The following is a 23,949-nucleotide window of genomic DNA, read 5'->3' on the forward strand; positions in this document are numbered from 1 at the left end:
AGCGTTTATTTAGGACTAATCAATGTGAAGTTTTTGCTTCCAAATCTGTAAAGGCTTCAAACTTGGACAGGGTTTAAAATATCAAGTTTACTTTTTTCACCCTTGTCAAGGTTTTAAACCTTGACAAGGGTGAAAAATCTCATCTTTTGGTCAATTTACTATCTCGCTTTAGTTACAAAAACGTAGAATCAAAATAAAAAGGAAGCAGATCTTTCACTGCATGTACTTTTACAACCTCCTCATTCATACTTGAAAAATAAAGGTCGATATTTTCATTCTGCTTGGTTTCGTATTCAATCAAACTCTGGCGACAAGCTCCGCAAGGAGGAATTGGTGGGTTTTTCTCATGAAATTCTTTAGGTCCACCCACAACGAAAATCTTTTTTATTTTCACATCCGGGAAATTGGCGGCAACCCAAAAAACAGTCGTTCTTTCAGCACACAGACCGGATGGATAGGCTGCATTTTCCTGGTTGTTCCCGGAATAGATTTCTCCGTTTTCCAATAATACGGAACATCCTACCAAAAATTGAGAATAAGGCGCATATGCATTCTCACGAGCCTCTTTGGCTCTTTCAAACAATTGTTTTTCTATATCGCTCAGTTCACTGCTATTTTTAAAATATTCGTAACCGATCTGTATGTCTTTTTTCATATATTGTCAACTAAAAAAGGGGGGTAAAATTAGTTCTTTTTAATGAAGTGGGCAATATTTTATTCTTCCGGTGAAAAGTTCAATTTTTTTAAAATAATACAATGTTATATACACCAATAAAATTCAGGAATATAGAGTTAAAAAACAGATGGGTAATGTCTCCCATGTGTATGTATTCGTGTGAAAACGGAGAGGCTAACGACTTCCATTTTGTACACTATGGAAGCAGATCGCAGGGCGGTACCGGTCTTTTGATGGTAGAAGCTACAGGAGTAGAACCCAAAGGAAGAATTACCAATCACTGCATGGGAATCTGGAATGATGAACAGGCAGCGAAACTGCAAAGAATTGTAGAATTTGTACATAAAAATTCAGAAAGTAAAATAGGAATTCAACTGGCTCATGCCGGAAGAAAAGGGTCAACATGGAATAATATACAGATTCCTGTGGAAGAAGGTTGGGAAACAGTTGCACCAAGCCCTATTCCTTATCACCCTACAGAAAGAATTCCGCATGTATTGAGTACGGATGAGGTAAAGGAAATTGTTCAGAATTTTAAAAAAGCAACTCGAAGAGCCGTAAAAGCAGGTTTTGATGTCATCGAAATTCACGGCGCTCACGGATATCTGATCCATCAGTTTTTGTCACCGCTTTCCAATATCAGAACAGATGAATATGGCGGAAGCTTTGAAAACAGAATCAGATTTCTGATCGAAATTGTAGATGCTGTTAACGAAGAGCTTAATGAAAATACAGCCCTTTTTGTAAGGATTTCAGGAACGGAATATGCTGAAAATGGCTGGGATATTCATAGCAGCGTAGCGCTGGCAAAAATTTTAAAAGAACATTCCGTAGACCTTGTAGATGTATCCAGCGGAGGAAATATTCATGGGGCGAAAATCTCAGTTTTCGATGGGTATCAGGTTCCTTTTTCTTCACAGGTGAGAAATGAAGCTGAAGTGAAGACAGGAGCAGTAGGTTTGATTACCAGCGTACAACAAGCCGAAGAAATCCTTCAGAAAGGGGATGCTGATCTTATCTTTGTAGCAAGAGAGATTCTGAGAAATCCTTATATTGCTGTTCAGGGATCTTTCGAAATGAAAGAAGACTGTTTTTTCCCACACCAGTATACCAGAGCCAAAATCTCTACTTAACGACCAGAAAATAATCTGTAAAAACAACAGAAATGGATATCAATGATTTTATGCTTACCTGCCCCAGTAAAAAATTCCTTGGGATAGAATGTCTGGGCTGTGGTGCGCAGAGAGCAATCGTATTGGTATTTGAAGGAAAGTTTTCAGAAGCTTTTCAAATGTATCCGGCTGTATACACCTTATTGTTATTCTTTTTGATCCTTGGGGTAAGCTTTATCGATAAAAAAAGAAAATACAGTCATATTTTAATGATTATGGTGGTTGTTAACCTGATTATTATGGTAATTGGGTATCTGTATAAACACTTGTAATTATAAAAACCTACAGTAAGTATTTGATTTTAAGTTGTTTGAGTGCTTTGGTCTTTTATTTCGTGTATGTGGTAAAATTTTAATAAAAAATACAATTTATTAGATTAAAATTCCTGTATTGTTTTGTTGTGTAGAATTTTAAAATGTCGTAGAATTACTACAATTTCTGAAACAGTGCCGTAAAAACTTTTTAAATTAGAACATGAACTCTATCTTTGTTACATAAATCCTATATCAGGGAAGAGTCGTTAATGATTAAAATTTAAGAATATGGCAGGAAATTCAAGAGGAATCTTAAAATTCAATGGAGGTGAAGGTCAGAAGTTGTTAAAGCTTAACTATAGCGTGTCAAGATCTACAGATGTTTCAGGACGTGTAGCATCTGACCCGTCAAACGCATTGATCAAAGTAACAATTGAAGCAACAGAGAAATCTGATGTTTTAGAAAGTTTATTAAACAGTAAATATAAGCCAACAAGCGGAGAAATCAACTTTAATAAATCTCACGAAGAAGGAACATTGATCTCTTTGAAGTGGGAAAACGGATATGTAATCCAGCACGAAGTAGACTTCGATGCCATTGATAGCAATAATATGCTGATCAGCTTTGTAATCAGTGCTGAAAGCATTACGTATGGAAATTCATCTTATGACGGACTTTGGCCAATGAGCTAAGTCTTTCATGAGTAAGAAATAAAAGACTGTCTTATAAGACGGTCTTTTTTTACCTAAGACTATATTCTGCAGGATCTTTTGTTTTTATTTTTAAACTCTCTTTCTGTTGAATAATCGTTTAGAAAACTAATCAAATCACTAAAAATATGTCAAATACACCTGGAAACTCACAAGCGGCGTCTTTTCGTCCGACGCAGAATGCAGATGGTATTTCCGAAAACCATCACACAGGTATCAACCGTCTGGTAAAACTTTCTCTCGTCATAGAAGGGAAGATTATCAAGTACTATAAGCATTTCAAGCTTAAGCAAAGTACCAGACGACATCACGAATTTACGCTGACACTGGCACACGATACTCTGGGAGACAGACAGACCCATTCATTGGAAGAAGCCAACAAATTCCTTGGAAAGAGACTTACAGCCGTTATTTCCTATAAAGATATTGACAACAGCCCGGAGAGAACTTTTGTAGGAGTAATTACCGGCGTGGGATTCAGTCAGGAACATATGAGCTTAGGAAATATTGTGCTTACAGGTTTCAGTCCTACCATTCTTCTTGACGGAGCACCGCATATCCAGAGTTTTGGCGGGAGTCAATCGGTTAATGTAGGAATTATTGCTGAAGAAGTAATCAAACAGGGAATTGACAAAAGCAGATTTGATGTCAGAGTAGATGCCAATAACTTTTCTCAGATTATCTATAGCAGCCAGTATGATGAAACGCATTATAACTATCTGGCAAGAATGGCTGAAGCCTATGGGGAACAATTTTACTATGACGGTGAAGTTTTACATTTCGGAAAGCTTCCTGCTCAGAATAAACCTATTATCCTTACCTATGGAAGCAGCGCCAATGAAATAAAAGTTGAGCTGAAAGCAGTACATACAAAACCTCAATTTTACGGTTACAACAGTAATAAAAATGAAAGGCTGACTTCCGGTTCTACCCCCATCAAGCATGTAAGTGATCTTGCAAAAACAGCATACAGTCATAACGAAACGATCTATAAAACTCCGGCTTTACAGATGGCTCCTATCAAAGCTACTACCCATTTAGATGTGGAGTACTCTCAGAAAAGTGCAGCTGGAAGTGAAGCAGTCAATGTTTTTTCTGTTTCAGGAAATACAACGGTTCCTTTCCTGCATCCAGGCTGCGTAGCAGATGTCCAGATGCGTAAACAGGATTCCAATGAAACCTCGTATTTTACCAGAATCATGATTACGGAAGCAGAACATGAAGTTGACACCATCGGTCATTACAAAGGAAGCTTCGTAGGAATAGCGGCAGATACAGGGTTTCTTCCAAAACCGGAATACACCATTCCGAAGGCGGAGCCGCAGACTGCCACTGTAATTTCCAATACGGATCCCGAAGGACAGGGAAGAATACAGGTAAGATTTGACTGGCAGACCAATGATACCACTCACTTTATCCGTATGATGAGCCCCGATGCAGGAGGAACAGATCAGATTACCCAAAACCGTGGTTACGTAGCCATTCCGGAAGTGGGAGATCAGGTGATGGTCAATTTTGTACACAGCCATCCTGACAGACCTTTCGTAATGGGAGGAATGTTCCACGGAGGCATTGCTTTAGGAGGTGGCGTCAACAATCACCTGAAATCTATCCAGACCAGAAGCGGAATCAGGATTCTAATGAATGATGAAGAAGGAAGTGTAACGATTCTTGATCCAAGCGGAAATACCTATTACATGGACGGACAGGGAAATATCAGTATGAAAGCCCCTAAAAACTTTACGTTGAATGCGGGTGATAATATCAACATCACTGCAGGAAAAGAAATTTCAATAGGAGCAGGAGCAAGTATTACCAGTACCGCAAATGATAATATTGTTTCCATTGCAGGAAAAGATATGAAACTTACCGCTTCAGGAGACATTACGGAAGCTTCCGACACCAGAACGGAAATGATTGAAAAAGAATTCAAGAGACAGTCTGAAACATCCAACGAAATAGCAGGGGAAATTTCCATGTTCAGCGAACTGGAAAATATGACCATGCAGAGCGGAAAGATTGTAGAATTCAACAGTGCTGAAAAATCAAAACTTTTCTGATATGGCGATCATCAAAACAGCAACCAATCTGCGCATCACAGTGAAAGATTCTTACCATCTGAGCGTAGGAAAAAAGGTTGAAAAAATAGCAAAAAAAATTAATGTGGAAGCACACAGAGATAACCTGGTTTTAGCAAGTAACAAGAAGATTATGTCCCATGGTCATAAGTAAATATAACCTGCTGATTCTTTTAATAGGATGTTTTTCATTAACGAATTGTCAGAATAAAAAAATGGAAGAAAAATACAGTTGGCTGGGAACCGTTTCTGCCCCGCAGGAATACCCGATGGAAGTGTATGAAGGAGCTATTGTTGCCGATGATTTTACTTACGGCTTTGATGCCATCTGGGGAACACAGAATACAGGTTGGGGAAAAGAAGGAGGCACCATGAACGTCAATACCGAAAGGATGGATGCTCCTCATGAACTGGAATTCACATGGTATTCTCTGGTAGAAAATAAATTCTACACCGGAAAATGGAATCTGGACAAAGAAAAGATTAAAAGCCTTTTTAATGAAGGATTTGTAGATCAGGATACGAAAAAGAAAGCTACTTACAACTCCTTTGTGGTAGGACTAGCTCCGCAGGGAAGAGTCGTGCTTTGGATGAAAGGTCCCGGAAACCAGAAAGAAATAGGTGCTTTTCAGGCTCATGATACCATTATTACCAAAGAAAAAGCATACGATAACGCTCAGTATATGCTGAAGGAAGGCTTTGCAGAAAGAATGCTTAAAGATCCTTCTTACAAGACATTCAAGCCGGAAGTTCGTGAGAAAATTGAAAAAGAAGGCTATCCTGCAGCAGATATTTATAACGTATACAGAGAGAAATACAGCTGGAAACCTGTTGTGGTTTTGCCTGAAGGAGCCACATGGATCGATTTCGGTTTCACCAATTATAACGGGGAGCAGGAAAATCTTTTTGACCAAAGTTTAAAAGAGAATACTTACAAAAGCAGAGCTGTACCAAGATTCTGTGGTTTTTACTGGAAAGATAAAAACAACAACAGATATGCCGTATGGATAGACGCTTTTGATGATAAAGAAATATTTGATCTGTTTCAGAAATCAGGAAAAGACAAAAATATTGATCTGACCATTAAAGTCAATGAAGACAATACCAAAGTTGTAGTGTCTTTAGAATCTGAAAAAGAAAAAATGGCCGTTACCAAAGCAAAAATCAGGGTATCCCGAAAGATAGAATAATAGGATTCAATCAGTCAATTTAAAAACAAGAACGATGCACAATAATCAATTTGGAAGTTATACACCATCTGTATCCAAAGAGGAAGTACTGGATATTACCATTGGGATTTTTTTTGACGGAACCCTGAATAATAAAACCAATACAGACGAAAGAAAAAAGGGAACAGATGCCCATAAAAAACACGGCGGAAAAGCTGAAGATAACACCAGTTATAACAATGATTGGAGTAATGTAGCCCGCATGTGGGATAACTATGATAAAAACTTCGGAATTTATATAGAAGGAATCGGTACACAGGATAAAGAAGGAGATGCTACCCTGGGATATGCTTTCGGAACCGGAGAAACCGGGATCAGATCAAAAGTGAGAAAAGGCTGCGAAGAAATCGTAAAAAAGGTGAAAACCATTAAAGCAGAAAAAAAAGCAGATAAAATTGCGGTTCTTACTTTTGATGTATTCGGTTTCAGCCGTGGAGCTGCTGCCGCACGTAATTTTGTATACGAAATAGGAAAGGCAAAATATAAAGCCAGTTCACGCACCGTCGCAAACGAAGCTGTTTCAGTGACCATCTATTCAGATGATGACGGGAAAAGTGTTGATTCTGAAGAACTTCCAAAATGGGGACACCTTGGTCTCAAGCTTGAAGAAGCAGGATTAAAGGTAGATGTCTTAAAAGTAAGATTTCTGGGAATTTACGATACCGTTTCTTCCTATTCAAAATACCTGTCACCAGTACCTAATTTCAGCAATGACGTAGAAGAATTAAGCCTGAATGAAATTGGAAAAGCCCAGACTGTAGTTCACTTTATAGCCGCTGATGAACACAGAGAAAACTTTGACCTGACAAGGGTCCATATCGGAACTGAAAAAACATTTCCTGGTGTACACTGTGATGTTGGAGGAGCCTATGAAAACGGACAGGAAACTTGGGAAGAGGTGGAAACGTCCTGGACAACCAGTTCCAAATTAGAAGCATTAAAAGCAGAACTTGTATCCGAAGGTTGGTATGAAAAAGATATGCTTACCATTACTCCCGGATTCTATTTATCATTGAGAGGATCCCGTTACCTGCTGAAAACTTACAGCTATATTCCTCTACATTTTATGGCTGAATACGGCATTGAGAAAAATCTTCCTATCATCTTAAAAAAAATGACGGATGATAAATATTCCATTTTGAATGATCAGTTTTTAATAGGAATAAAAGACCGTCTCAGAAGGTATGTGATGGGAAATGGCAAACCTTATGCCTTCAAACATTTTAAAGCACTGCGGGATGCTTATGGTGGAAACGAAGTGCCGGAAGACCGTCAGGATGCTTATCAGAAAGAAGTAAAAGAACAGAACGATTTGAGATTCCTTCGTCTTCATTACCTTCACTGGTCAGCAAGAAGGGAAAAGATCGGTATGGACCCGAGACCGAACAGAACAAGAGTTATCCATTAGAATTAAATTTTAAAAAAAGATACTGTCCAAAGAAAAAATTTGAAGCAGGAACATTTTATGCAGAAATATAACATACATACCGTTCAGAAAGATGAAACATTAAAAAGTATAGCCTCGCTGTACGGGATAGATAAAGATGCATTAAAACACTTCCATAATAACCACTGTACTGTGAAGGATATGATCCTGATCAATCTTAACGGGCAGAAAGAACTTTTTGTTCCGAGAACAGCGGTTGCAGATAAAAACATTTTAGTAAAATTCGGAAGAGCTAACAGTCTTACTCTTCAGCCGGAAACTTCAGTGCGAAGATACAGCGTAGTCATTACCATTGAAAAAGGAGAACGTACTAGCGAACTAAAATATGAAACATCCGTTCGCTGGCTGAAAACAGAAAAAGGACATCATTTTTTTGAGATAGACAGAACTTCAAATCTTTATCTTAATGAAGAAGAAGTGAATGAAATTGCAGATCTTCTGGCTTACAGAACTTCTAAAGTTTTATACCCTTTACACATCAGTACAGATGAACACGGGAAATTTGAAGAAGTAGAAAATGCTGAGGCTTTTTCAAAAAGATGGACGGCTGTAAAAGAAGAATTATATAAAGAATTTGAAGGCGAAACCGTAGACGAATACTGCGGAAAGATTGAAAAAGTAATCAGCCAGCCTGAGGCAATCAGTCTGTACCTGAAAAATGATTACTTCATCCGTGCTTTATTCTTTGGAATCTACCAAAGCTTCGGAAAGGAATTTAAAACAGAGATGACAACAACTTTTCCTGTAGTGGACAATGCGATCGAACCCAGATATAAATTGACACTGGAAACAGATCCGTTAAAAGGAGAAACAGGTCTGATCACCATAGAAGGATCAGGGAAATTATATGAAGAAAGAGATATTGATGATTTTATAAGAAAATCACCTTTTTCATTGATTATAGAAGAAAACCCTGTGATGAATGAAGAAGGAACTTTCAGATTTGTAAGCTATCTGAAAGGAGAAACTTCACTTCCGGAATCTCTTTACCTGGAATGCAGTATCATGCTGCAGGAAGAAAAAAAGATTTCAGTATCAGTTTCAGGAATTGATGAAAACTAAAATACCATTTCACTAAAGATAAATTAATATGGCAGAAAAACATATTGTAGTACAGGGCGCCCTATGCAAATGCCAGTTCGGACAGGTTCCGGATAAGCTGAAAGTACTTACACATCAAAAAGAATATGCCAATGATAAAAGCGCTTCCAAAAAACTGATCGTTACCACGAAAGAAATAGGAGCCGCCACATTTGAAAAAAATACATTCGGAAACTGTACCAAAATGGGAGGGCCGCCGCCTCCATGCAAAATTATGGTTACAGAATGGCAGAAGTTCTATGATAAAGTACAGCTCAGCAACGGTGGATACATCATTGTAGAGGACAGCAAGGCCGTTTGTGCTGTTGCAGGAACACCATGCATTGAGATTATAGACCACGGGCAGAGAGCAGAAGCCAGCCAGCAGAACTTTAAAAATGCAGATAAAGACATCCAGCAGCAGATCAATCCGTTGGTAGATTCCGAAGAAATGTATAACGAACAGCCTTCAGGAGGAGGGCAGGATGGTGCAATCTAAATGATAAGAAAATGGCAAAAGGCGTAAAAAAAATAAAGGTTGTAAGCGGATTGTATTATCCCAAAATGTCTGTATTAGGGCAAAGGATTACCATAAAGCCGGATCAGTGGGTACAGTTCGGCGTGGGTGAGTGGCTTCCGGACACTACAGATGCAGACAAAAAGAAGCCTCTCACCTGGATGAGGCAGAACAGCAGTAAAAAAATTATTATCAATCAGATCACTTCTGCTACCGGATATAAATTTTTAATCGGCAAACAGTTCTGTGGAAGCTATCAGTTTTATATTGAAGCCAGTCTTTCAGGAGTAAGAGATACTAAAAGTAACACAGGGATATTTGTAAAAGGCTGGTGTGAACCCAAAATTATAAGCAGCAAGTGGTCTACACAGAAAAACAGCAAAAGCATAAAAAACAATAAAAAGTCCGAATACATTTCCTACGGACACATTGTTCATCTGAATCTGATGACAGAAGGGCTGAATGGAAATACAGTGAGTATCGAACTTTGGAATCAGCAGACAGCAAAAGCGGATAAACTGGTCCATACCTACAATAATGTACAGGTAATCGATGGTGAAGTCAATCTGAAAATAGAAAATACCTTCGCTTGGATGGCCTTTGTAGATAATATCCAGAATGTAGAAGAATTCTATATTAAAGTGAAAGATGTTGCTTCCAAACAATATATCAAAGATAAATTGGGTGATGATCTTCATGCCATCTATCTGAATGTTAAAAATAAAGTAGCCACTACCAATACCAACGGCGCGCAGAACCAGACGCCAACCAAAGTCTATAAGCCGGATGTAAACTCCGTCAGACTCGAGCCCTGTAAGTTTGAAGTGATCAAAATCACTGAAAATGAAACCAAGGACGGACAAGCCAGCAATACAACCGTTAAAGTGTTTGACAATGGAAACGGTGTCAAATTGCTAAAGTCTGCTGCTCTGCAGGAACATATTCAGAGAACAATCTATTATAAATTTGATTCCACAGTCATTGATAAAGACGGAGTTGCCGTTCTTAATAATGTACTTAAATTTCTTCTGGAACATAAAGATGCAACCATGAATCTGAGTGGTTATGCCTGCGTGATAGGAAAAGAAAATTATAATAAAGGACTTTCCCAAAGAAGAGCAGACGTTGTCAAAAAATTCTTTGCCGATGGTGGATTAGATCCCAGAAGAATAATCTCCGTAGGAAAAGGAGAAGTAGATCCTACCGATGATAAAATGGGAAGAGACAATATCAAATACAAAAATGAGAAAGACTACGAAAATAACCGTAGAGTAGACATCTCATTTGTTTTTAATGCCCATGATGCTCAGACTGTAAACTATGAAGTAACAGCACCGAGTGTATCTACAAAGAAAAATTTAGTAATTGATATTACAGGTTTTCAAACCAATGAATGTTTCAGAGACAGCAAAGGAAAACATAAAAAACAAACCCTGCTTGTAGATGTAGGGCAGGCGATAGATAAAGGAGATACCGTAAAGACATTTACCACTCCTTCATTTACTTATGGAGTATACTCAAACCTTTCCAGAGTTCATGCATTTCCAATAGAATACATCTGGCCTTCAGCAACCAATCCGAATCAGTTCCATTTGCATGTTCATAGCTGCAGATACTTTAGTAATGAAAAAAGAACTACGGTACTGATTAAAGCTTATCCGGATATTAAATGGGAACTTGCTCTTGAGTTTTTGGTGAATGTTTCCAATTATAAAGCTGCCAATATGCCGCCCGGATCTGTGTATGCAAAACACCAGGAAAAATCCAGACAGGCAGGATACAACAGAATGAGAATGAATGAAACCGGAAAAGTTCCGATTTCAATAGGAGTTGGCTTATCTGCGGAATGGGATGCCGGTAGAGAAAAGAGAAGCTTTACCAATGAATTTGCGGATAAAATTAAACTGGTAGCCAGGATGATTGCCACCGCTGTAAATATTGTACAGAATGCCATCAACTATGCGCAAAGTGCAGCAAAAGAAACAGCAATACCAGTGGGTTTCAATGTCAGGTATCCAAAATTTACCGTTGTAGGAAAATGGTATCTGGAAAGAGTCAACGAAAGAAATACACTCAGCGTAATTGGGGAAGTGGGCTTTGGTTTTAAACCCTTGATCGGAGCTGAAGTTGTTATTGATATATTGGGAGCTGCTATTGCTGCCGCCTCATATGGAGCTACAGGAAACCCTGCTGCTGCAAGAATCATTAATAAATTCCGTGGAGGATTAGAAAAACTGGGAGCTTCGGTAACCTTTACGGCAACATTTTATGGCGAACTGGAAATCATGGTAGATGCTCTGAAAATTGACAGTATCAACGGGATCAATATGCAGGGGAAAACCACCATTGGAGGAAAAATGGGGGCTACCATTGAACTTAGTGTCAGCGTTGAGATTGGAAGAGTAAAAGGGACCAAATCAAAACCTATTATGACATTTAAAGCTGCTGCAAAAGCAGATTCCTACTTTGGAGGAGATATTGTACTGGATTCTGATACTAAAGGACTATTTATACAGCCTATCCTGAAATTCTCAGGAGTAGTACTTTCAGTAGAAATAGAAGGAGAAGTAGGCTGGTGGAAAAGCAATTTTAAAGTAGAAGAAAAAGCAATAAAAGAAGAAACCTTCTATTTGGAAAAAAAATATTTAACTTAAATTGACCTATGCATAATTTAAAAAAGCCCTTATATTCTGTATATCCAAGAATGTACTGTTCAGGAACCATCTATGTGAATGATGTTCCTGTGATAGACTGGTACGGGGATGAGACAAAAGAAGGAGGATTCGGAGGTGACACCATGATTAATCAGGCATTGCTTCAGAGTGGAAAATATAAAGTAACCGGGAAAATGTATCCTCGTTTAGGAAAAAATGTATTGGATGAAGACGATATGATGTCTATTGATTTTTTCTGTGCCGAGCTTGATAACTGGAAAGCTTCCAGGTCTGTTTTTCATCCTAAACTTGAATCACCATGGGATGGTCTCAGTGACAATATCAAATATCCTCATTTTGAAATTGCAGGTGAAATAGAAGTTGAACTTCCTTTTGTATTAGATGGATGGCAGAATTCAGTAGACCTGAAAGACATCAAAAAAGAAGATCTTTTCAGTGATGTTTTAAAATATTATAAACAGATCAGAGCTGTATTGCAAAGCCACGATGCCGGAAAATACCTTGACATGTCAAAGGACAAAATGAAATTGCAGGAAGAGGCCTTATACTATACGGAAGAAAGAAAAAAAAGATTTCTGGAGAGTGCCGGACAATTATTTTCCCAGAACTTAGAAGTGGAAGAACTTCATGAAGCTGATCTCCAGCTTGAAGTAATGGGATACGGAAAATTAGTAAGACTGATGAGAAAAGACGGCTCACAACCATTACAATTCAAAAGTCCCGATATTGAAAAACAAAGCAATATAGAATTAGAAGTGAAGCTTCATATGAGAACAAAAGAAAAAGGGTTCAGCATTATTTAATCATTGAAAATGACTTTTTTAGGATATTTTACAGCAATAATTGTCATATTCTCTCTGTATAAAGGATATAAAATCTTTTTGAAATTTGCAGCGAACAGAAATAATGCGGGAAAAAAAGGAGGTTTTCTGGAAAAAGGATTCCTTCTTTTAATCATTTCAATCATTATGATTTCTGTGAATGCAATGGCGTTTGTCCTGTCGTATACCTTTTTCTGGGAAAAAGCATACAGAACCTTTGATGAGCCACAGTATGAAGCAACCGTGGTGGGATATAAAAAAGAAATAACGAAGTTTAAAAATTTTTCAAACTCTACTTACAGGGATAAAGCTATTTTTTTTCCAAAAGTAGAATATACAGATAATAATGGGAAAAAAGTGATAAAAACATTGGATATTACAAGCGATAACCCACCCGCTATGGGACAGAAACTAAAGATAACAGATAAAGCAGGTAAAGAAAATACCAATGCTCTTCAGCTGGATTGGGTGATGTTTGTTGGTGGCTGTTTTTTTACAGGGTTTGCTGCATTTTTTGCTGCCTTAATTTCTACCTACACCACATCATATCCTATGAAAAAAAGAATAAACTGGTCTGTCCGGTTGGCACTATTACTGCTTTTCATTAATATTTCCTGTATAGTATTCATATATTTGAAATCATAATTTTTTTTAAAAAGAGAGTTTATCAAAAAGATAACGAATTATAATAATCATCAAAATATAAAGTAGTATGAAAAAAGCAAGAGTGCTGGTATTGATTTTTGTAGTATTGATCAATATCTGTTGTGGAAATAAATCATTTGACCTGTCATCCGTTTCCTTAGGTGAAGATGCAAAGAAGTATGATTTTGAAAACAAAGACTTATTTCTGAAAGATGTAGCAAAAACCGATATCATTCAATACTATGCTGATGAAAACAAAGGAATAACCTATGGAAATATACCATTAGATAATACCATGGGTACAAGGATTACAGTATACAAAGGAAAAGTAGGGGCTCTGGACACCAATGCTGCCGAAAAATATTCTTTGGAATTTGTAGAAAAAATAGTAAAAAAGAATGGAAATCCTACTGCTTCAATTACAGATAAAGCAACTGTAGATGCTAAGCTGGTAAAACCTATTTTTGAAAAGCTTAAAAAACTTTCTCCAGAAAAAGTGTCATGGAATCAAAATGAGAAAAATTCCTTTACTTATCCAACTTCTTTCTTCTGGGATGACGGGAAAAATTATTCCATATTAAGTATTTCTATTGAAGATGATGGGAGAATAAGAAATAAATACATTTCTGTGACGAAAGATGCCTATCGTAATAATGCAGTTTTTGGATTGAAATATCCTACACCTCCTGCTTCTCCATGGTATAAGTATATGAACTAAAATCTTTTCCATAGAGAAAAGAATGAGACATCATTGACAAGAAAAATACTGAAGCAAAATTCAGATATTTCACCAGATTGTGCAACAAAATAGATGGAAGTAAAAAAGGGAAAACCATACATTGCCTATAGTATTTTAGGAATAATAGCTGCAGGCTTTATTTATTTTATTCTGTGGATTATTTTCAAAGATAAAATGCCGCTGCATGAGTATGCTTCTGAAATTTCCAATAACTATGACAGTTACGCAGAGAAAGCGATCGTTTTTTTTCCTTTACTTTTTTTTGTTTTCATCTTTATTGTTTTAATGAAGCCTACTGCGTCAAAACGTTTTTTACGTCTGCAATCCTCACTGCCAACCTCTAAGATCCATTCTGTAGCAAAAGGACTGGCAGAGATTGAAGGAACATTAATGATGATGAATCCTTTATTTTCACCAGTAAATAATGAGGCCTGCATCGGATATTATTATACCATTGAAGATATTGACAGAGATTCAGACGGCAAAGAAAGTTACAGAACTATTCACAGGGAAACGAAATGCAATACCTTCAGGGTTAAAGATGACACAGGAACCATAGAAGTAGAACCGGAAGGAATAGAGCTGGTTTTATTGGAAGAAACCAATATAAGCAGCCATGGCGGTAAAAGGTACAAAGAAACTCTTTTAAAAGACGGTCAGAAGATGCTGCTGGTAGGCTATGCCGATTCCAGAAACGGAACCCCTTTCATCAGAAAAGATGAGCATTATAAAATCCTCGGGATTACTTCATCATCAGGAATCACAGTCTGGAATAAATATCAGCCATTGTTGAGGTCATTTATGTTTACCTGTTCCATCATCCTTTTAATAATTATTTATATACTTACACAATAATGAATCAGACGGTCGCTATCATATTACTTATCCTGCTTGGGGTAGTTGTTATAAGTTTTTTGATCAATTTGTACAACAAATTGGTCATGCTCAAATTTAACGTTGACAAAGCATACGGCAATATCGATGTGGTGTTGAAACAACGTGCAGATGAAATTCCCAATTTGGTCACCGTTGCCAAACACTTTATGAACTACGAAGAAAAGCTGCTTACCCGCCTTACAGAGCTCAGAACTTTTTACAATAACAGTACGGATGCCGATAAAAGAACCGAGATTGCCAATGAAACCTCAAAAGCGCTTTCTTCATTCTTTGCGGTTTCAGAAAACTATCCTGAACTGAAATCTAATAATAATTTTCTTGAACTGCAGAAAAGAATTTCCGATCTGGAGAACAAAATAGCAGACAGAAGAGAATTTTTCAATGACAGTGTAAACCTTTATAATATCGGAATTCATGAATTTCCCAATGTGATATTGGCAAAAATGCTGGCATATAAAGACAAAACACTACTGGAAATAACAGACTCTGAAAAACAATATAATGGAGTTCAGTTTTAATACTTTTTTCGGATTAGAAGACAAAATTGCTGCTTACCCGGAAGCAACCATTTTCGGAGCGATGTTAGTACCCATTTTGCTGCTTATTCCGATGGCAGTGATAGGATGGATCTTTAGAAAGCTGAAATTCAATATGTACATCATTCATGTATTGATGTATACTTTGCTTTTTACATTTATAGTAGGAACACTCACCATATTGATCCTTTTCTTTATTACCGATAAAAATGGAGTGAAACTGGCCTATTCTTGGCTTACGGTTTTTACAGGAATGTTTATTTTCAGCCTGATTAACGCCAATACCATTACTAAAATGTTTACCGATTGGTCTAAAATAATTAAAGAAAAAGAAAATCAGTAATTTTAGATTGAAATATCGCTTCTCCAAGGAATAAGTATATGATTAAATAAAGGCATTTAAAATAGAGCAAAACAAATAAAAAAGCATCTCCGGATACTTGAATCCATTTTTTTCTGTTCTATTATTGATAGCTGCATACTAACACTAAGATTATGAAAGGATTGAAATATATAATAATACCAATGGTCTGTTTGGCAATTGCTTCATGCGGCCATCAGAAAAATAAAGAAACTGAGTCTCTGGTTGAAACCCAGGGAAGTACTCAGACAGAGCCCTTCAATCTTGCTAAAGTTGCTGTTGGACAAAATATCAACGATATTTTAAAATCTGCCGGAGCAACCTCCAAAGATGCTGTTCGTACCACTGACGTTACGCTGATCGGAAATGAAAAGCTGGCTTTTTCTTCAAAAGAATTATTACATTTCAACGGGATAGATTTAGAAGGAAAGAATAATAAAAACATCAATAAAGTCCTTCTGCATTTTGGAAAAGTAGACCAGGAAATCGGCCCGCTTGCTAATGAAAAAGAAGATGAATTGGGAATGTATCAGCTTGATATCTATACGGAACAGGAAAAAACAGCACTCCTGGATAATCTGAATAAAACACTTCAGAAACCAAGCTTTGATACCATCCGCGAAGGTTTTGAATCTGAAGTTAAAGACAATGAGGTCATTCAGACTCATAATAAATTCAGACAGGAAGTTGCTATCTGGAGAAACAGAGATATGCTCTATTACTATTGCGAAACCAAAATAGATAATAAACCGGACGAATACCGTTGTAATCTCTTCGTATTCAAAAATAAAGAATGGAAAGATCTTCTGAAAGGGTCAGGATATCCGGACCTGGATAAAATCTCCCTGAACTAAAAGAATATAGCAAAGAAATTAAACCATTTGCTTGCTGATTCCTCTTTGCCCTCTGAAATAAAACATTAGAAAGATAAAAACTTTAGGTTAAAAAGATCTGCTCAATCAGCACAATCTGCGAGAGTTTTAAAAAAAATAAATGCCGGTCTAAAAAGAACCGGCATTTTTATATCAAATCAGTATTTGAATTATTTTACTAAGAACTGCATCGTTACCTGATCCAGCTTCAAAATATACACTCCCTGACCAAGATTTCTTGTTTTAATAGAGTTGCCATTTCTGAAAGGCTGATCAATCGTCTGAAGAGTTTTCCCCTGAAGATTATAAATCTCCGCTTTTTTTACCTTCTGAAGATCTCCTTTTACAAAAATCTCCTGATTGGTGATTGGGTTAGGAGAGATTTTAAAACTGTTGGAAGTCGTTTCAGCAGCTGTATTTTGAGCCATTCTTGCACTTGATCCTGAATAACATGTCCATGCAAGATCATCAATAGCCACTCTGTTGCTTGCAGAACTATTAACCAGGCTTACCACTACATTTCCGGAAACGTTGATATTGTTAATGGTCGTCGTTGTCACTGAAGTACTGTAAGGAATAGTTCCTACGGTAGTTCCGTTTACTTTTACATCAAAAGTACCATTGGTTCCCGAGAATTTAAGCTGTGTCGTTACCGTTAAAGATCCGATACCGTTTGCAGAGCTTCCGGAAGTTAAAGAGCCGCTTCTTACCGTAATCGCTTTATTATTAATCGTTTGGTCTGTTCTTGCATCCGTTGCGGTCCAGGAAATACCTCCGTTGCTCCATGTTCTAGTTGTATACGTAGAATTGGCTGCAGGGATTGTTTCAAAATTTTCATTGGCGCAGTTGGTTCCTGGAGTAGTACCTCCTGAATTAGTAGTACCGGAAACTGTTGAACTGTTCGATGAAGAATTTCCAGCTGCATCCTTCGCTACCACATAAAAACTGTAAGTTGTGGAAGGAGTAAGTCCTGAAATTGTTGTAGAAGTTGAACCCGTAGTCGTTTGCAGACTTCCGTTCATATAAACATTATAAGCTGTTACGCCTACGTTATCGGTAGAAGCATTCCATGCAAGAGAAATGCTGCTGGAAGTTGTTCCTGAAACATTCAGACCTGTCGCCGCAGTAGGTGCCTGAGTGTCACCTGAAGGCTGCTGGGAACCCCAGATAAGGTTAACATAATTCGGGTTGTCTATAAAAGGATTTCTGTTCCCCTGGAAAGTATAGGATGCGTTATTTCTCTTGATCTCAGCCTGAGAAACCGGATCCTGATTATGCCATGCCAGCAGAACATTAAGTTCCCAGGTCTGTAATCCCGGGAAAGTAGAGCTTCCTAACATATTTCCTGATGAAAATGTTGAAAGTTTGCTTTGGTAGCGGGTTACGAAATAGAAAATCATACGGGCAACATCTCCTTTAAACTCATCAATCGGCTCAAATACAGTCCCCGAATATCCTGAAGAAGCAGAAGTTCCAAGCTTTGATCCATTCAGTGAAGTAAAAGAAGCACTTCCTACCTTTCCGAAAGGATAATTACTTCTCATCCCATTTACCTTACCATCTGTTGCTCTGATAAAGTGAATATCTGCAACCATTGGTGAAGCCTGATTGAATAGACTTTGAGGAACAATATGCTCTCTGTTGTAGCAATTTCCCTCAGTAGAATACGTCCCACACTGATCAGATCCCGGAGTATAAGTGTAAGGATCACTACCTGTAGGCCTTTCAGAATAAATATCAAGGATAGTCCCGTCATTTTCGTAGTCCTTATCGATATCAGTAGTTTTATACGCTGTCCAAAGTCCACTGTACCCTTTATCCATATGTCCGTTGGTAATAATACTGCTTAATTCCGTTTTCAGTGCTGCACCACTCAGTCCGTTGGCAGAATTGTAGTACCCTGCAGGAGCCTGAGCGTGGGCAAGTCCTGCAAATACAGAAAATAAAATGATTTTTTTCATAATTAATATTTAGTATAAAGTTTCAGCAAGAATACCACAATTTTTGTGAATAAAAAATTACAAAATTGTTAATTTTAAATGCACTGTATGCGATACATAATGAGTGATGAATGATAAGTGATAAATGATGAATGATGTTGTGGTTAAATATCTGTATCTGTTTTCAATTCAATAAAGATTGGCTATAGACCGTATTATACATTATAATTCAATTCATCAGGCTTTAGCCAAAATTTAAAACTTAATAATTTTATCCATAAAAAAAAGCCAGTACACAATGTACCGGCCTATATAATGGATGACTTAAATCTTATTTTCTTTGTGGCGGATAATTTTTCATAATCTCAGCCATAATTTCTGGAATCTGTCTCTGTTTTGCTTTTGGAGAATCTACAGAAATTCCGCTTCCGATCCCTTGCCAAACCAATTTGTTGCTTTTTGCATCAATAAGGTCAACAATCAAAGCGCCTTCATTATAGTTGGTTGTCCATGTTCTGTTCATACCAACACCCCATCCGAATGGTCCGCCCCATCCCCACATTCCGTAAGGAGAAGAGGAATTGATATCCGTGATTTTTTTATGATTTGCTTTTACGTTGATAATCAGATCAGGGTTTTCTCCAGACTGAAGTCCTTTGCTTTGAAGCTGTCTGGACAGTTCATTCAGTACTCTGTCTTTATCAATATCATTCAGTTTCAGATCATCAATTCTGATTTTGTATGTTTTATAAGAATTGAAATTGGCGGTTTCAGCATAATCCGAACGTACCTGAAAAGGGCTACAAGAAGTTAAGCCTAATGTAGCAGATGCCAACAAAATAAAAATATATTTTTTCATTTTATTTATTTTTTTTATCACTTTTAATGAATGTATCAGTCTTTTTATCGTACCCGTAAGGACAGTGTCTGCAGCCGCTTTTACAGCAATATCCTCTTTTCAGATGGAATTTTTCTGTAAAAACTTTGTACCCCTGTTCATTATAGTAGAAGTCTTCACCTTCTTTGATGTCATAATGGGCCATAAGTTAAATGCTAGTCAAAAAACTTTTTATATTTGTTACTATGATAATTGTATGCCAAAAGCCCTTAAAAAAATTAAAAATTAATGGCATTGCTCTCTTTCCCTTTATCTTCATTAGGAAACCCGAAGATAAGGAAAATAATGTATTGATCAATCACGAAAAAATCCATTTGCGGCAACAATTGGAAATGCTTGTCATTTTCTTCTATATTTTCTATGTTATTGAATACTATTACTGGTTTTTCAAACTCAAAGACGGCTACCTTGCTTACAGAAGAATTTCTTTCGAAAGAGAAGCTTACGCTAATGAAAAAAATATGAATTATCTTAGAAAAAGAAAATTCTGGAACTTCAGGAAATACCTTTGAAATTATAAATGATCAATGATGAATGATGAGTTGCGTGTTTTCGGGATTCGAGTTTTGAGGTGAGTTTTTGGAAGTTGGTTTTGGAATTTATATTTTATACTTTAATTTCAATATTCTCTGTAGTCAACATTTAATATTCAGTAGGAGCGGGCTTTAGCCCGGTTTATAAAAAAACAGTTTTCATCTGGCTTTAGCCTAAACCTAAAAGCCTAAAAATCAAAAAAGACATCTGTGAAAATCCGTGTTATCTGTGGGAAAAAAGAAAACCCTCACAACACCAAATCTTTTGTTACTTTTGCAAAGAGTAAAACCTGATTCGTAAAACTGAAATGCTATTAAAACTTCCCACAGAACCTGTTTCCATCCAGGAAATTCCAATTGATAAAAATGTAAAGCTTTTCATTAAAAGGGAAGATCAGATTCATCCTTTAATTTCAGGAAATAAATACTGGAAACTGTTTCATAATGTCAATCACTATCTGGAAAAAGTTACTGATAATCCTTATATCATCACTTTTGGAGGTGCTTTTTCCAATCACATTGCAGCGGTTTCTGCTGTAGGCAGTATGGCAGGAATTCCCACACTGGGAATTATCAGAGGAGAAGAACTGCAGCATAAATGGAGGGATAACCCAACCTTACTTTTTGCGAAAAGAAACGGAATGAACCTGAAATTTGTCACCCGCGAAGAATACCGCCATAAAGAAAAGCTCACCGAATTCCTTCAGCAGGAGTTTCCTGAGGCATTGATAGTTCCTGAAGGAGGTACTAATGAAGAGGCTGTAGAAGGAGTGAAAATGATGCTCAACGAACAAACAAAAGATTTTGACTATCTTTGCACCGCAGTTGGAACCGGAGGTACCATTGCAGGAATTTCAAAATTTTGTGAAGAGAATCAGAAAGTTATAGGATTTAAAGCTGTTGATGATGCTTCTCTGGAAAGTAAAATTTTTGAATTAACTTTGAGACATAATTTTAATCTAATAGATTCATGTTTCGGAGGTTATGGTAAAATAAGTGACGGAAACGTCTGTTTTATCAATGATTTCAAGGAGAGATACGGTATTCCTCTGGAGCCGGTTTATACAGGGAAAATGATGGAGAAAGTTTTTGAACTGATAGAAGAAGGGTATTTTCCTGAAAACAGTAAGATTTTATGCTTTCACACTGGTGGTTTACAGGGAATTGAAGGAGCGAATCTGCTGTTGGAAAAACAGAATAGAAATTTAATTATATAAGTAAAATTGAAAAACATGAAACACTTAGTGTTCCATCTTTCATTTTAAAACAATAAAAAATATAAGATGAAAAGACTTTTTCTATCCATAAGCCTTTTAGTTTTATCAAAATTTTCAGCCCAGACTTGGGCAACCGAAGATCAGTATATTCAGAAGTTTGCTAAATATGCTGTAGAAGAAATGGAAAAATATAAAATTCCGGCTTCTATCACCCTTGCCCAGGGATTATTGGAAACCGGAGGCGGGCAGAGCAGGCTGGCACAGGAAGGTAAAAACCACTTCGGTATAAAATGTAAAGAAGACTGGACCGGTAGAACAATGAAACATACCGATGATGCACCCAACGAATGTTTCCGGGTGTACGACGATCCAAGACAGTCTTATGAAGACCATTCTATATTTTTATCCACAAGAAAATATTACGCCAACCTTTTCAAATTGGATATGAAAGATTACAGAGCGTGGGCAACCGGTTTAAAAAAAGCAGGGTATGCTACCAATCCACGTTATGCTTCTATTCTGATCACTAAAATTGAAAAGTATAAGCTATACGAATACGACAATACCAATTCTAATGAAGTATTGTATGCTGTTCTCAAAATGTATCCGGATCTGAAAGACGACAGAACTTTCATGGCACAACTGGAACCTTCAAAAGCAACCAGAAAAGTGAAAGAGCCGGTAACTGTAGAAGTTCCTTACAAACAGACTTCTTATGCACAACAGCAGAAAAGAGTAGAAAGAATCAAAACGAAAGCTGAAATTCTTAATTCTATTCTGATCAAAAGTCACCCGAATGACGGGCTGAAGTATATTATCATTCCTGAAGATACCGATGTAAAATTCATTGCCAATAAATTCAAAGTAAGCGAAAGCAGACTGATGAAGTGGAATGAACTGGAAACGGAGACTTTAAAGAAAAATGACATTGTTTTCCTTGAGTCAAAAAATTCTACAGGAAATACTGCAATTTATAAAGCTGAATCCGGAGAAGATATGCATGATATTGCACAAAAATTCGGAATCAAGTTAAATAAATTATATGCTAAAAACAGAATGGATGAAGGGCAGCAGCCTTCAGCAGGACAGCTGATTTATTTAATAGACAAAAAACCACGAAACTAATTTAATTTTTTGTTGAGAGTCTACCGTTGACAGATAAATGCCAACCAGCAACTGTCAACAGCAACTAAGTATATATGAAATATCAGAGAAGTTCGGCTTTATTTGATGAAGCCTACAAATACATTCCGGGAGGCGTAAACTCTCCGGTAAGAGCATTCAAATCCGTAGGAGGAGTGCCCGTTTTTATGAAATCGGCAAAAGGGGCTTACCTTACCGATGCAGATGACAATACTTATATCGATTATATCAACTCGTGGGGGCCTGCCATTTTAGGACATACGCATCCTGAAGTATTGGAAGAACTGAAGATACAGGCTGAGAAAGGATTCTCTTTCGGAGCACCTACAGAACTGGAAACAGAAATTGCAAAATTCATCATTGAAAATGTCCCGAATATTGACCAGATCAGAATGGTTTCTTCAGGAACAGAAGCATGCATGAGCGCTATCCGGCTGGCAAGAGGATATACAGGAAGAGATAAAATTGTAAAATTTGAAGGCTGTTATCACGGGCATTCAGATTCATTCCTGATCAAAGCGGGAAGTGGTGCCGCTACATTCGGAAACCCAAACTCTCCGGGAGTAACTGCCGGAACTGCAAAAGATACTTTGCTAGCCCGTTATAATGATTTCGAACAGGTTGAGGATTTATTCCGTCACAATCAGGGAGAGATTGCTGCAGTAATTATAGAACCGGTTGCAGGGAATATGGGTTGCGTATTGCCAGAAAATGATTTCTTACAAAAACTGAGAAAAATCTGTGATGAAAACGGAGCTTTATTAATCTTTGATGAAGTAATGACCGGTTTCAGATTAGCTTTCGGAGGTGCTCAGGAACTTTTCAATGTAAAAGCAGACCTGGTAACTTACGGAAAAGTAATCGGAGGAGGTCTTCCGGTAGGAGCTTTCGCTGGTAGAAATGAAATTATGGATCACCTTGCACCGAAAGGCGGTGTTTACCAGGCAGGAACTTTAAGTGGAAATCCTTTAGCCATGAGAGCAGGATTAAAGACCCTTCAGCTTATTAAAAATGATTCTGAATTTTTCAGCAGATTGGAAAAAACAACAGAAACATTGGATTTTGAAATCGGAAAAATTCTGAACGAAAAAGGAATTGCTCACAGAATCAACAGAAAAGGTTCAATGATGTCTGTATTCTTCCATATCAAGAGTGTTTCCAACTTTGATGAAGCACAGGAAGCAAACCATCCATTGTTCAATAATTTCTTCCATCAAATGTTACAGAATGGAGTATACCTTCCGCCAAGCGGCTACGAAACATATTTCATCAGTGATGCCATCAAGGATAGAGAAATTGATATGACACTGGAAGCAGTAAGAAAATTTGAATATTCAAATAAATAAAAATACATGAAGCCGGATTTTTTAAATCCGGTTTTTTTATGCAAAAGAAATTTGATTTAAAGAGTTTGAATTGAAAAAAGATTAACACAATCTTTCTCATTACGTAGGAGTCTCAGCAACGTAAAAACAGCATAATTGGGATTCCTGCGGAATGACAAGCGT

General features: G+C 37.2%; 25 protein-coding genes. 21 read left to right on the top strand and 4 right to left on the bottom strand.

Annotation, left to right across the window (positions count from 1 at the left end):
• Positions 1-172: 172 nt before the first annotated feature.
• Positions 173-655 (bottom strand): cytidine deaminase, encoded by a 483-nt coding sequence (locus DDF69_RS00165; RefSeq protein ID WP_110011371.1) that lies wholly within the window; start codon positions 653-655, stop codon positions 173-175.
• A gap of 101 nt (positions 656-756) precedes the next feature.
• Here DDF69_RS00165 and namA point away from each other — a divergent pair, with 101 nt between their 5' ends.
• From namA to DDF69_RS00245, 17 genes are all read left to right on the top strand, one after another.
• The gene (namA, locus tag DDF69_RS00170) at positions 757-1,809 is read left to right on the top strand and encodes an NADPH dehydrogenase NamA (RefSeq protein WP_114818999.1); all 1,053 of its coding nucleotides are present in this window, start codon (positions 757-759) and stop codon (positions 1,807-1,809) included.
• 32 nt (positions 1,810-1,841) lie between these two features.
• Positions 1,842-2,120, top strand: coding sequence for a DUF2752 domain-containing protein (locus DDF69_RS00175; protein WP_114819000.1), 279 nt, complete (start codon positions 1,842-1,844; stop codon positions 2,118-2,120).
• A 270-nt stretch (positions 2,121-2,390) separates the two neighbouring features.
• Positions 2,391-2,795: a type VI secretion system tube protein TssD gene (gene tssD, locus DDF69_RS00180; RefSeq protein WP_034695070.1), complete on the top strand. Its 405-nt coding sequence runs from the start codon at positions 2,391-2,393 to the stop codon at positions 2,793-2,795.
• A 146-nt stretch (positions 2,796-2,941) separates the two neighbouring features.
• Positions 2,942-4,873 carry a type VI secretion system Vgr family protein gene (locus DDF69_RS00185; protein WP_114819001.1) on the top strand — a complete coding sequence of 644 codons (1,932 nt, stop codon included), beginning with the start codon at positions 2,942-2,944 and terminating at the stop codon, positions 4,871-4,873.
• A gap of 1 nt (position 4,874) precedes the next feature.
• Positions 4,875-5,045: a hypothetical protein gene (locus DDF69_RS21965; RefSeq protein ID WP_156106421.1), complete on the top strand. Its 171-nt coding sequence runs from the start codon at positions 4,875-4,877 to the stop codon at positions 5,043-5,045.
• A 61-nt stretch (positions 5,046-5,106) separates the two neighbouring features.
• Positions 5,107-6,081, top strand: a complete 975-nt coding sequence (locus tag DDF69_RS00190; protein ID WP_228411889.1) for a DUF2931 family protein — start codon at positions 5,107-5,109, stop codon at positions 6,079-6,081.
• A gap of 34 nt (positions 6,082-6,115) precedes the next feature.
• A complete protein-coding gene (locus tag DDF69_RS00195; protein WP_114819003.1) occupies positions 6,116-7,528 on the top strand; it encodes a T6SS phospholipase effector Tle1-like catalytic domain-containing protein in 1,413 nt (470 codons plus the stop codon).
• A 57-nt stretch (positions 7,529-7,585) separates the two neighbouring features.
• On the top strand, positions 7,586-8,629 hold the full coding sequence (locus DDF69_RS00200) for a LysM peptidoglycan-binding domain-containing protein (protein ID WP_114819004.1): 1,044 nt from the start codon (positions 7,586-7,588) through the stop codon (positions 8,627-8,629).
• Between the two features lie 28 nt (positions 8,630-8,657).
• Positions 8,658-9,146, top strand: coding sequence for a DUF4280 domain-containing protein (locus tag DDF69_RS00205; RefSeq protein ID WP_114819005.1), 489 nt, complete (start codon positions 8,658-8,660; stop codon positions 9,144-9,146).
• A gap of 11 nt (positions 9,147-9,157) precedes the next feature.
• On the top strand, positions 9,158-11,818 hold the full coding sequence (locus DDF69_RS00210; RefSeq protein ID WP_114819006.1) for an OmpA family protein: 2,661 nt from the start codon (positions 9,158-9,160) through the stop codon (positions 11,816-11,818).
• Positions 11,819-11,826: 8 nt separating this feature from the next.
• The gene (locus DDF69_RS00215; protein WP_228411890.1) at positions 11,827-12,642 is read left to right on the top strand and encodes a hypothetical protein; all 816 of its coding nucleotides are present in this window, start codon (positions 11,827-11,829) and stop codon (positions 12,640-12,642) included.
• 9 nt (positions 12,643-12,651) lie between these two features.
• Positions 12,652-13,305, top strand: a complete 654-nt coding sequence (locus tag DDF69_RS00220) for a hypothetical protein (RefSeq protein ID WP_114819008.1) — start codon at positions 12,652-12,654, stop codon at positions 13,303-13,305.
• Between the two features lie 67 nt (positions 13,306-13,372).
• A complete protein-coding gene (locus DDF69_RS00225; RefSeq protein WP_114819009.1) occupies positions 13,373-14,023 on the top strand; it encodes a hypothetical protein in 651 nt (216 codons plus the stop codon).
• 93 nt (positions 14,024-14,116) lie between these two features.
• The gene (locus tag DDF69_RS00230) at positions 14,117-14,899 is read left to right on the top strand and encodes a hypothetical protein (RefSeq protein ID WP_114819010.1); all 783 of its coding nucleotides are present in this window, start codon (positions 14,117-14,119) and stop codon (positions 14,897-14,899) included.
• A gap of 86 nt (positions 14,900-14,985) precedes the next feature.
• Positions 14,986-15,459 (top strand): LemA family protein, encoded by a 474-nt coding sequence (locus DDF69_RS00235; protein WP_228411891.1) that lies wholly within the window; start codon positions 14,986-14,988, stop codon positions 15,457-15,459.
• Positions 15,443-15,820 carry a hypothetical protein gene (locus DDF69_RS00240; protein WP_114819012.1) on the top strand — a complete coding sequence of 126 codons (378 nt, stop codon included), beginning with the start codon at positions 15,443-15,445 and terminating at the stop codon, positions 15,818-15,820. The genes DDF69_RS00235 and DDF69_RS00240 overlap by 17 nt, the downstream gene beginning before the upstream one ends.
• A gap of 152 nt (positions 15,821-15,972) precedes the next feature.
• On the top strand, positions 15,973-16,692 hold the full coding sequence (locus DDF69_RS00245) for a hypothetical protein (RefSeq protein WP_162800838.1): 720 nt from the start codon (positions 15,973-15,975) through the stop codon (positions 16,690-16,692).
• Between the two features lie 188 nt (positions 16,693-16,880).
• Here DDF69_RS00245 and DDF69_RS00250 read toward each other — a convergent pair whose 3' ends face one another.
• The 3 genes from DDF69_RS00250 to DDF69_RS00260 form a co-directional block, all read right to left on the bottom strand.
• A complete protein-coding gene (locus tag DDF69_RS00250; RefSeq protein WP_114819014.1) occupies positions 16,881-18,671 on the bottom strand; it encodes an endonuclease in 1,791 nt (596 codons plus the stop codon).
• A 310-nt stretch (positions 18,672-18,981) separates the two neighbouring features.
• On the bottom strand, positions 18,982-19,509 hold the full coding sequence (locus DDF69_RS00255) for a DUF4136 domain-containing protein (RefSeq protein ID WP_110011388.1): 528 nt from the start codon (positions 19,507-19,509) through the stop codon (positions 18,982-18,984).
• 1 nt (position 19,510) lies between these two features.
• On the bottom strand, positions 19,511-19,693 hold the full coding sequence (locus DDF69_RS00260; protein ID WP_047434227.1) for a DUF5522 domain-containing protein: 183 nt from the start codon (positions 19,691-19,693) through the stop codon (positions 19,511-19,513).
• A gap of 40 nt (positions 19,694-19,733) precedes the next feature.
• Between DDF69_RS00260 and DDF69_RS00265 the strand changes: the two genes are divergently transcribed.
• From DDF69_RS00265 to hemL, 4 genes are all read left to right on the top strand, one after another.
• On the top strand, positions 19,734-20,060 hold the full coding sequence (locus DDF69_RS00265; RefSeq protein ID WP_114819015.1) for a hypothetical protein: 327 nt from the start codon (positions 19,734-19,736) through the stop codon (positions 20,058-20,060).
• A gap of 329 nt (positions 20,061-20,389) precedes the next feature.
• Positions 20,390-21,298 carry a 1-aminocyclopropane-1-carboxylate deaminase/D-cysteine desulfhydrase gene (locus DDF69_RS00270; RefSeq protein WP_114819016.1) on the top strand — a complete coding sequence of 303 codons (909 nt, stop codon included), beginning with the start codon at positions 20,390-20,392 and terminating at the stop codon, positions 21,296-21,298.
• 66 nt (positions 21,299-21,364) lie between these two features.
• Positions 21,365-22,423: a glucosaminidase domain-containing protein gene (locus DDF69_RS00275; RefSeq protein ID WP_114819017.1), complete on the top strand. Its 1,059-nt coding sequence runs from the start codon at positions 21,365-21,367 to the stop codon at positions 22,421-22,423.
• Between the two features lie 74 nt (positions 22,424-22,497).
• Positions 22,498-23,787, top strand: coding sequence for a glutamate-1-semialdehyde 2,1-aminomutase (gene hemL, locus DDF69_RS00280; RefSeq protein ID WP_114819018.1), 1,290 nt, complete (start codon positions 22,498-22,500; stop codon positions 23,785-23,787).
• Positions 23,788-23,949 lie beyond the last annotated feature (162 nt).

This window comes from Chryseobacterium sp. KLBC 52 (assembly GCF_003347605.1).
Classification (GTDB): Bacteria; Bacteroidota; Bacteroidia; order Flavobacteriales; family Weeksellaceae; genus Chryseobacterium.

What these genes read in the sequence shown, in the direction of transcription:
- DDF69_RS00210 (WP_114819006.1), top strand. Translation starts at nt 9,158, where the DNA reads ATGGCAAAAGGCGTAAAAAAAATAAAGGTTGTAAGCGGATTGTATTAT.
- DDF69_RS00240 (WP_114819012.1), top strand. Translation starts at nt 15,443, where the DNA reads ATGGAGTTCAGTTTTAATACTTTTTTCGGATTAGAAGACAAAATTGCT.
- DDF69_RS00225 (WP_114819009.1), top strand. Translation starts at nt 13,373, where the DNA reads ATGAAAAAAGCAAGAGTGCTGGTATTGATTTTTGTAGTATTGATCAAT.
- DDF69_RS00195 (WP_114819003.1), top strand. Translation starts at nt 6,116, where the DNA reads ATGCACAATAATCAATTTGGAAGTTATACACCATCTGTATCCAAAGAG.
- DDF69_RS00165 (WP_110011371.1), bottom strand. Translation starts at nt 655, where the DNA reads ATGAAAAAAGACATACAGATCGGTTACGAATATTTTAAAAATAGCAGT.
- tssD (WP_034695070.1), top strand. Translation starts at nt 2,391, where the DNA reads ATGGCAGGAAATTCAAGAGGAATCTTAAAATTCAATGGAGGTGAAGGT.
- DDF69_RS00260 (WP_047434227.1), bottom strand. Translation starts at nt 19,693, where the DNA reads ATGGCCCATTATGACATCAAAGAAGGTGAAGACTTCTACTATAATGAA.
- DDF69_RS00250 (WP_114819014.1), bottom strand. Translation starts at nt 18,671, where the DNA reads ATGAAAAAAATCATTTTATTTTCTGTATTTGCAGGACTTGCCCACGCT.
- DDF69_RS00200 (WP_114819004.1), top strand. Translation starts at nt 7,586, where the DNA reads ATGCAGAAATATAACATACATACCGTTCAGAAAGATGAAACATTAAAA.
- DDF69_RS00275 (WP_114819017.1), top strand. Translation starts at nt 21,365, where the DNA reads ATGAAAAGACTTTTTCTATCCATAAGCCTTTTAGTTTTATCAAAATTT.
- DDF69_RS00175 (WP_114819000.1), top strand. Translation starts at nt 1,842, where the DNA reads ATGGATATCAATGATTTTATGCTTACCTGCCCCAGTAAAAAATTCCTT.
- DDF69_RS00215 (WP_228411890.1), top strand. Translation starts at nt 11,827, where the DNA reads ATGCATAATTTAAAAAAGCCCTTATATTCTGTATATCCAAGAATGTAC.
- DDF69_RS00245 (WP_162800838.1), top strand. Translation starts at nt 15,973, where the DNA reads ATGAAAGGATTGAAATATATAATAATACCAATGGTCTGTTTGGCAATT.
- DDF69_RS00255 (WP_110011388.1), bottom strand. Translation starts at nt 19,509, where the DNA reads ATGAAAAAATATATTTTTATTTTGTTGGCATCTGCTACATTAGGCTTA.
- DDF69_RS00230 (WP_114819010.1), top strand. Translation starts at nt 14,117, where the DNA reads ATGGAAGTAAAAAAGGGAAAACCATACATTGCCTATAGTATTTTAGGA.
- namA (WP_114818999.1), top strand. Translation starts at nt 757, where the DNA reads ATGTTATATACACCAATAAAATTCAGGAATATAGAGTTAAAAAACAGA.
- DDF69_RS21965 (WP_156106421.1), top strand. Translation starts at nt 4,875, where the DNA reads ATGGCGATCATCAAAACAGCAACCAATCTGCGCATCACAGTGAAAGAT.
- DDF69_RS00220 (WP_114819008.1), top strand. Translation starts at nt 12,652, where the DNA reads ATGACTTTTTTAGGATATTTTACAGCAATAATTGTCATATTCTCTCTG.
- DDF69_RS00190 (WP_228411889.1), top strand. Translation starts at nt 5,107, where the DNA reads ATGGAAGAAAAATACAGTTGGCTGGGAACCGTTTCTGCCCCGCAGGAA.
- DDF69_RS00265 (WP_114819015.1), top strand. Translation starts at nt 19,734, where the DNA reads ATGATAATTGTATGCCAAAAGCCCTTAAAAAAATTAAAAATTAATGGC.
- DDF69_RS00205 (WP_114819005.1), top strand. Translation starts at nt 8,658, where the DNA reads ATGGCAGAAAAACATATTGTAGTACAGGGCGCCCTATGCAAATGCCAG.
- DDF69_RS00185 (WP_114819001.1), top strand. Translation starts at nt 2,942, where the DNA reads ATGTCAAATACACCTGGAAACTCACAAGCGGCGTCTTTTCGTCCGACG.
- DDF69_RS00235 (WP_228411891.1), top strand. Translation starts at nt 14,986, where the DNA reads ATGCTCAAATTTAACGTTGACAAAGCATACGGCAATATCGATGTGGTG.
- DDF69_RS00270 (WP_114819016.1), top strand. Translation starts at nt 20,390, where the DNA reads ATGCTATTAAAACTTCCCACAGAACCTGTTTCCATCCAGGAAATTCCA.
- hemL (WP_114819018.1), top strand. Translation starts at nt 22,498, where the DNA reads ATGAAATATCAGAGAAGTTCGGCTTTATTTGATGAAGCCTACAAATAC.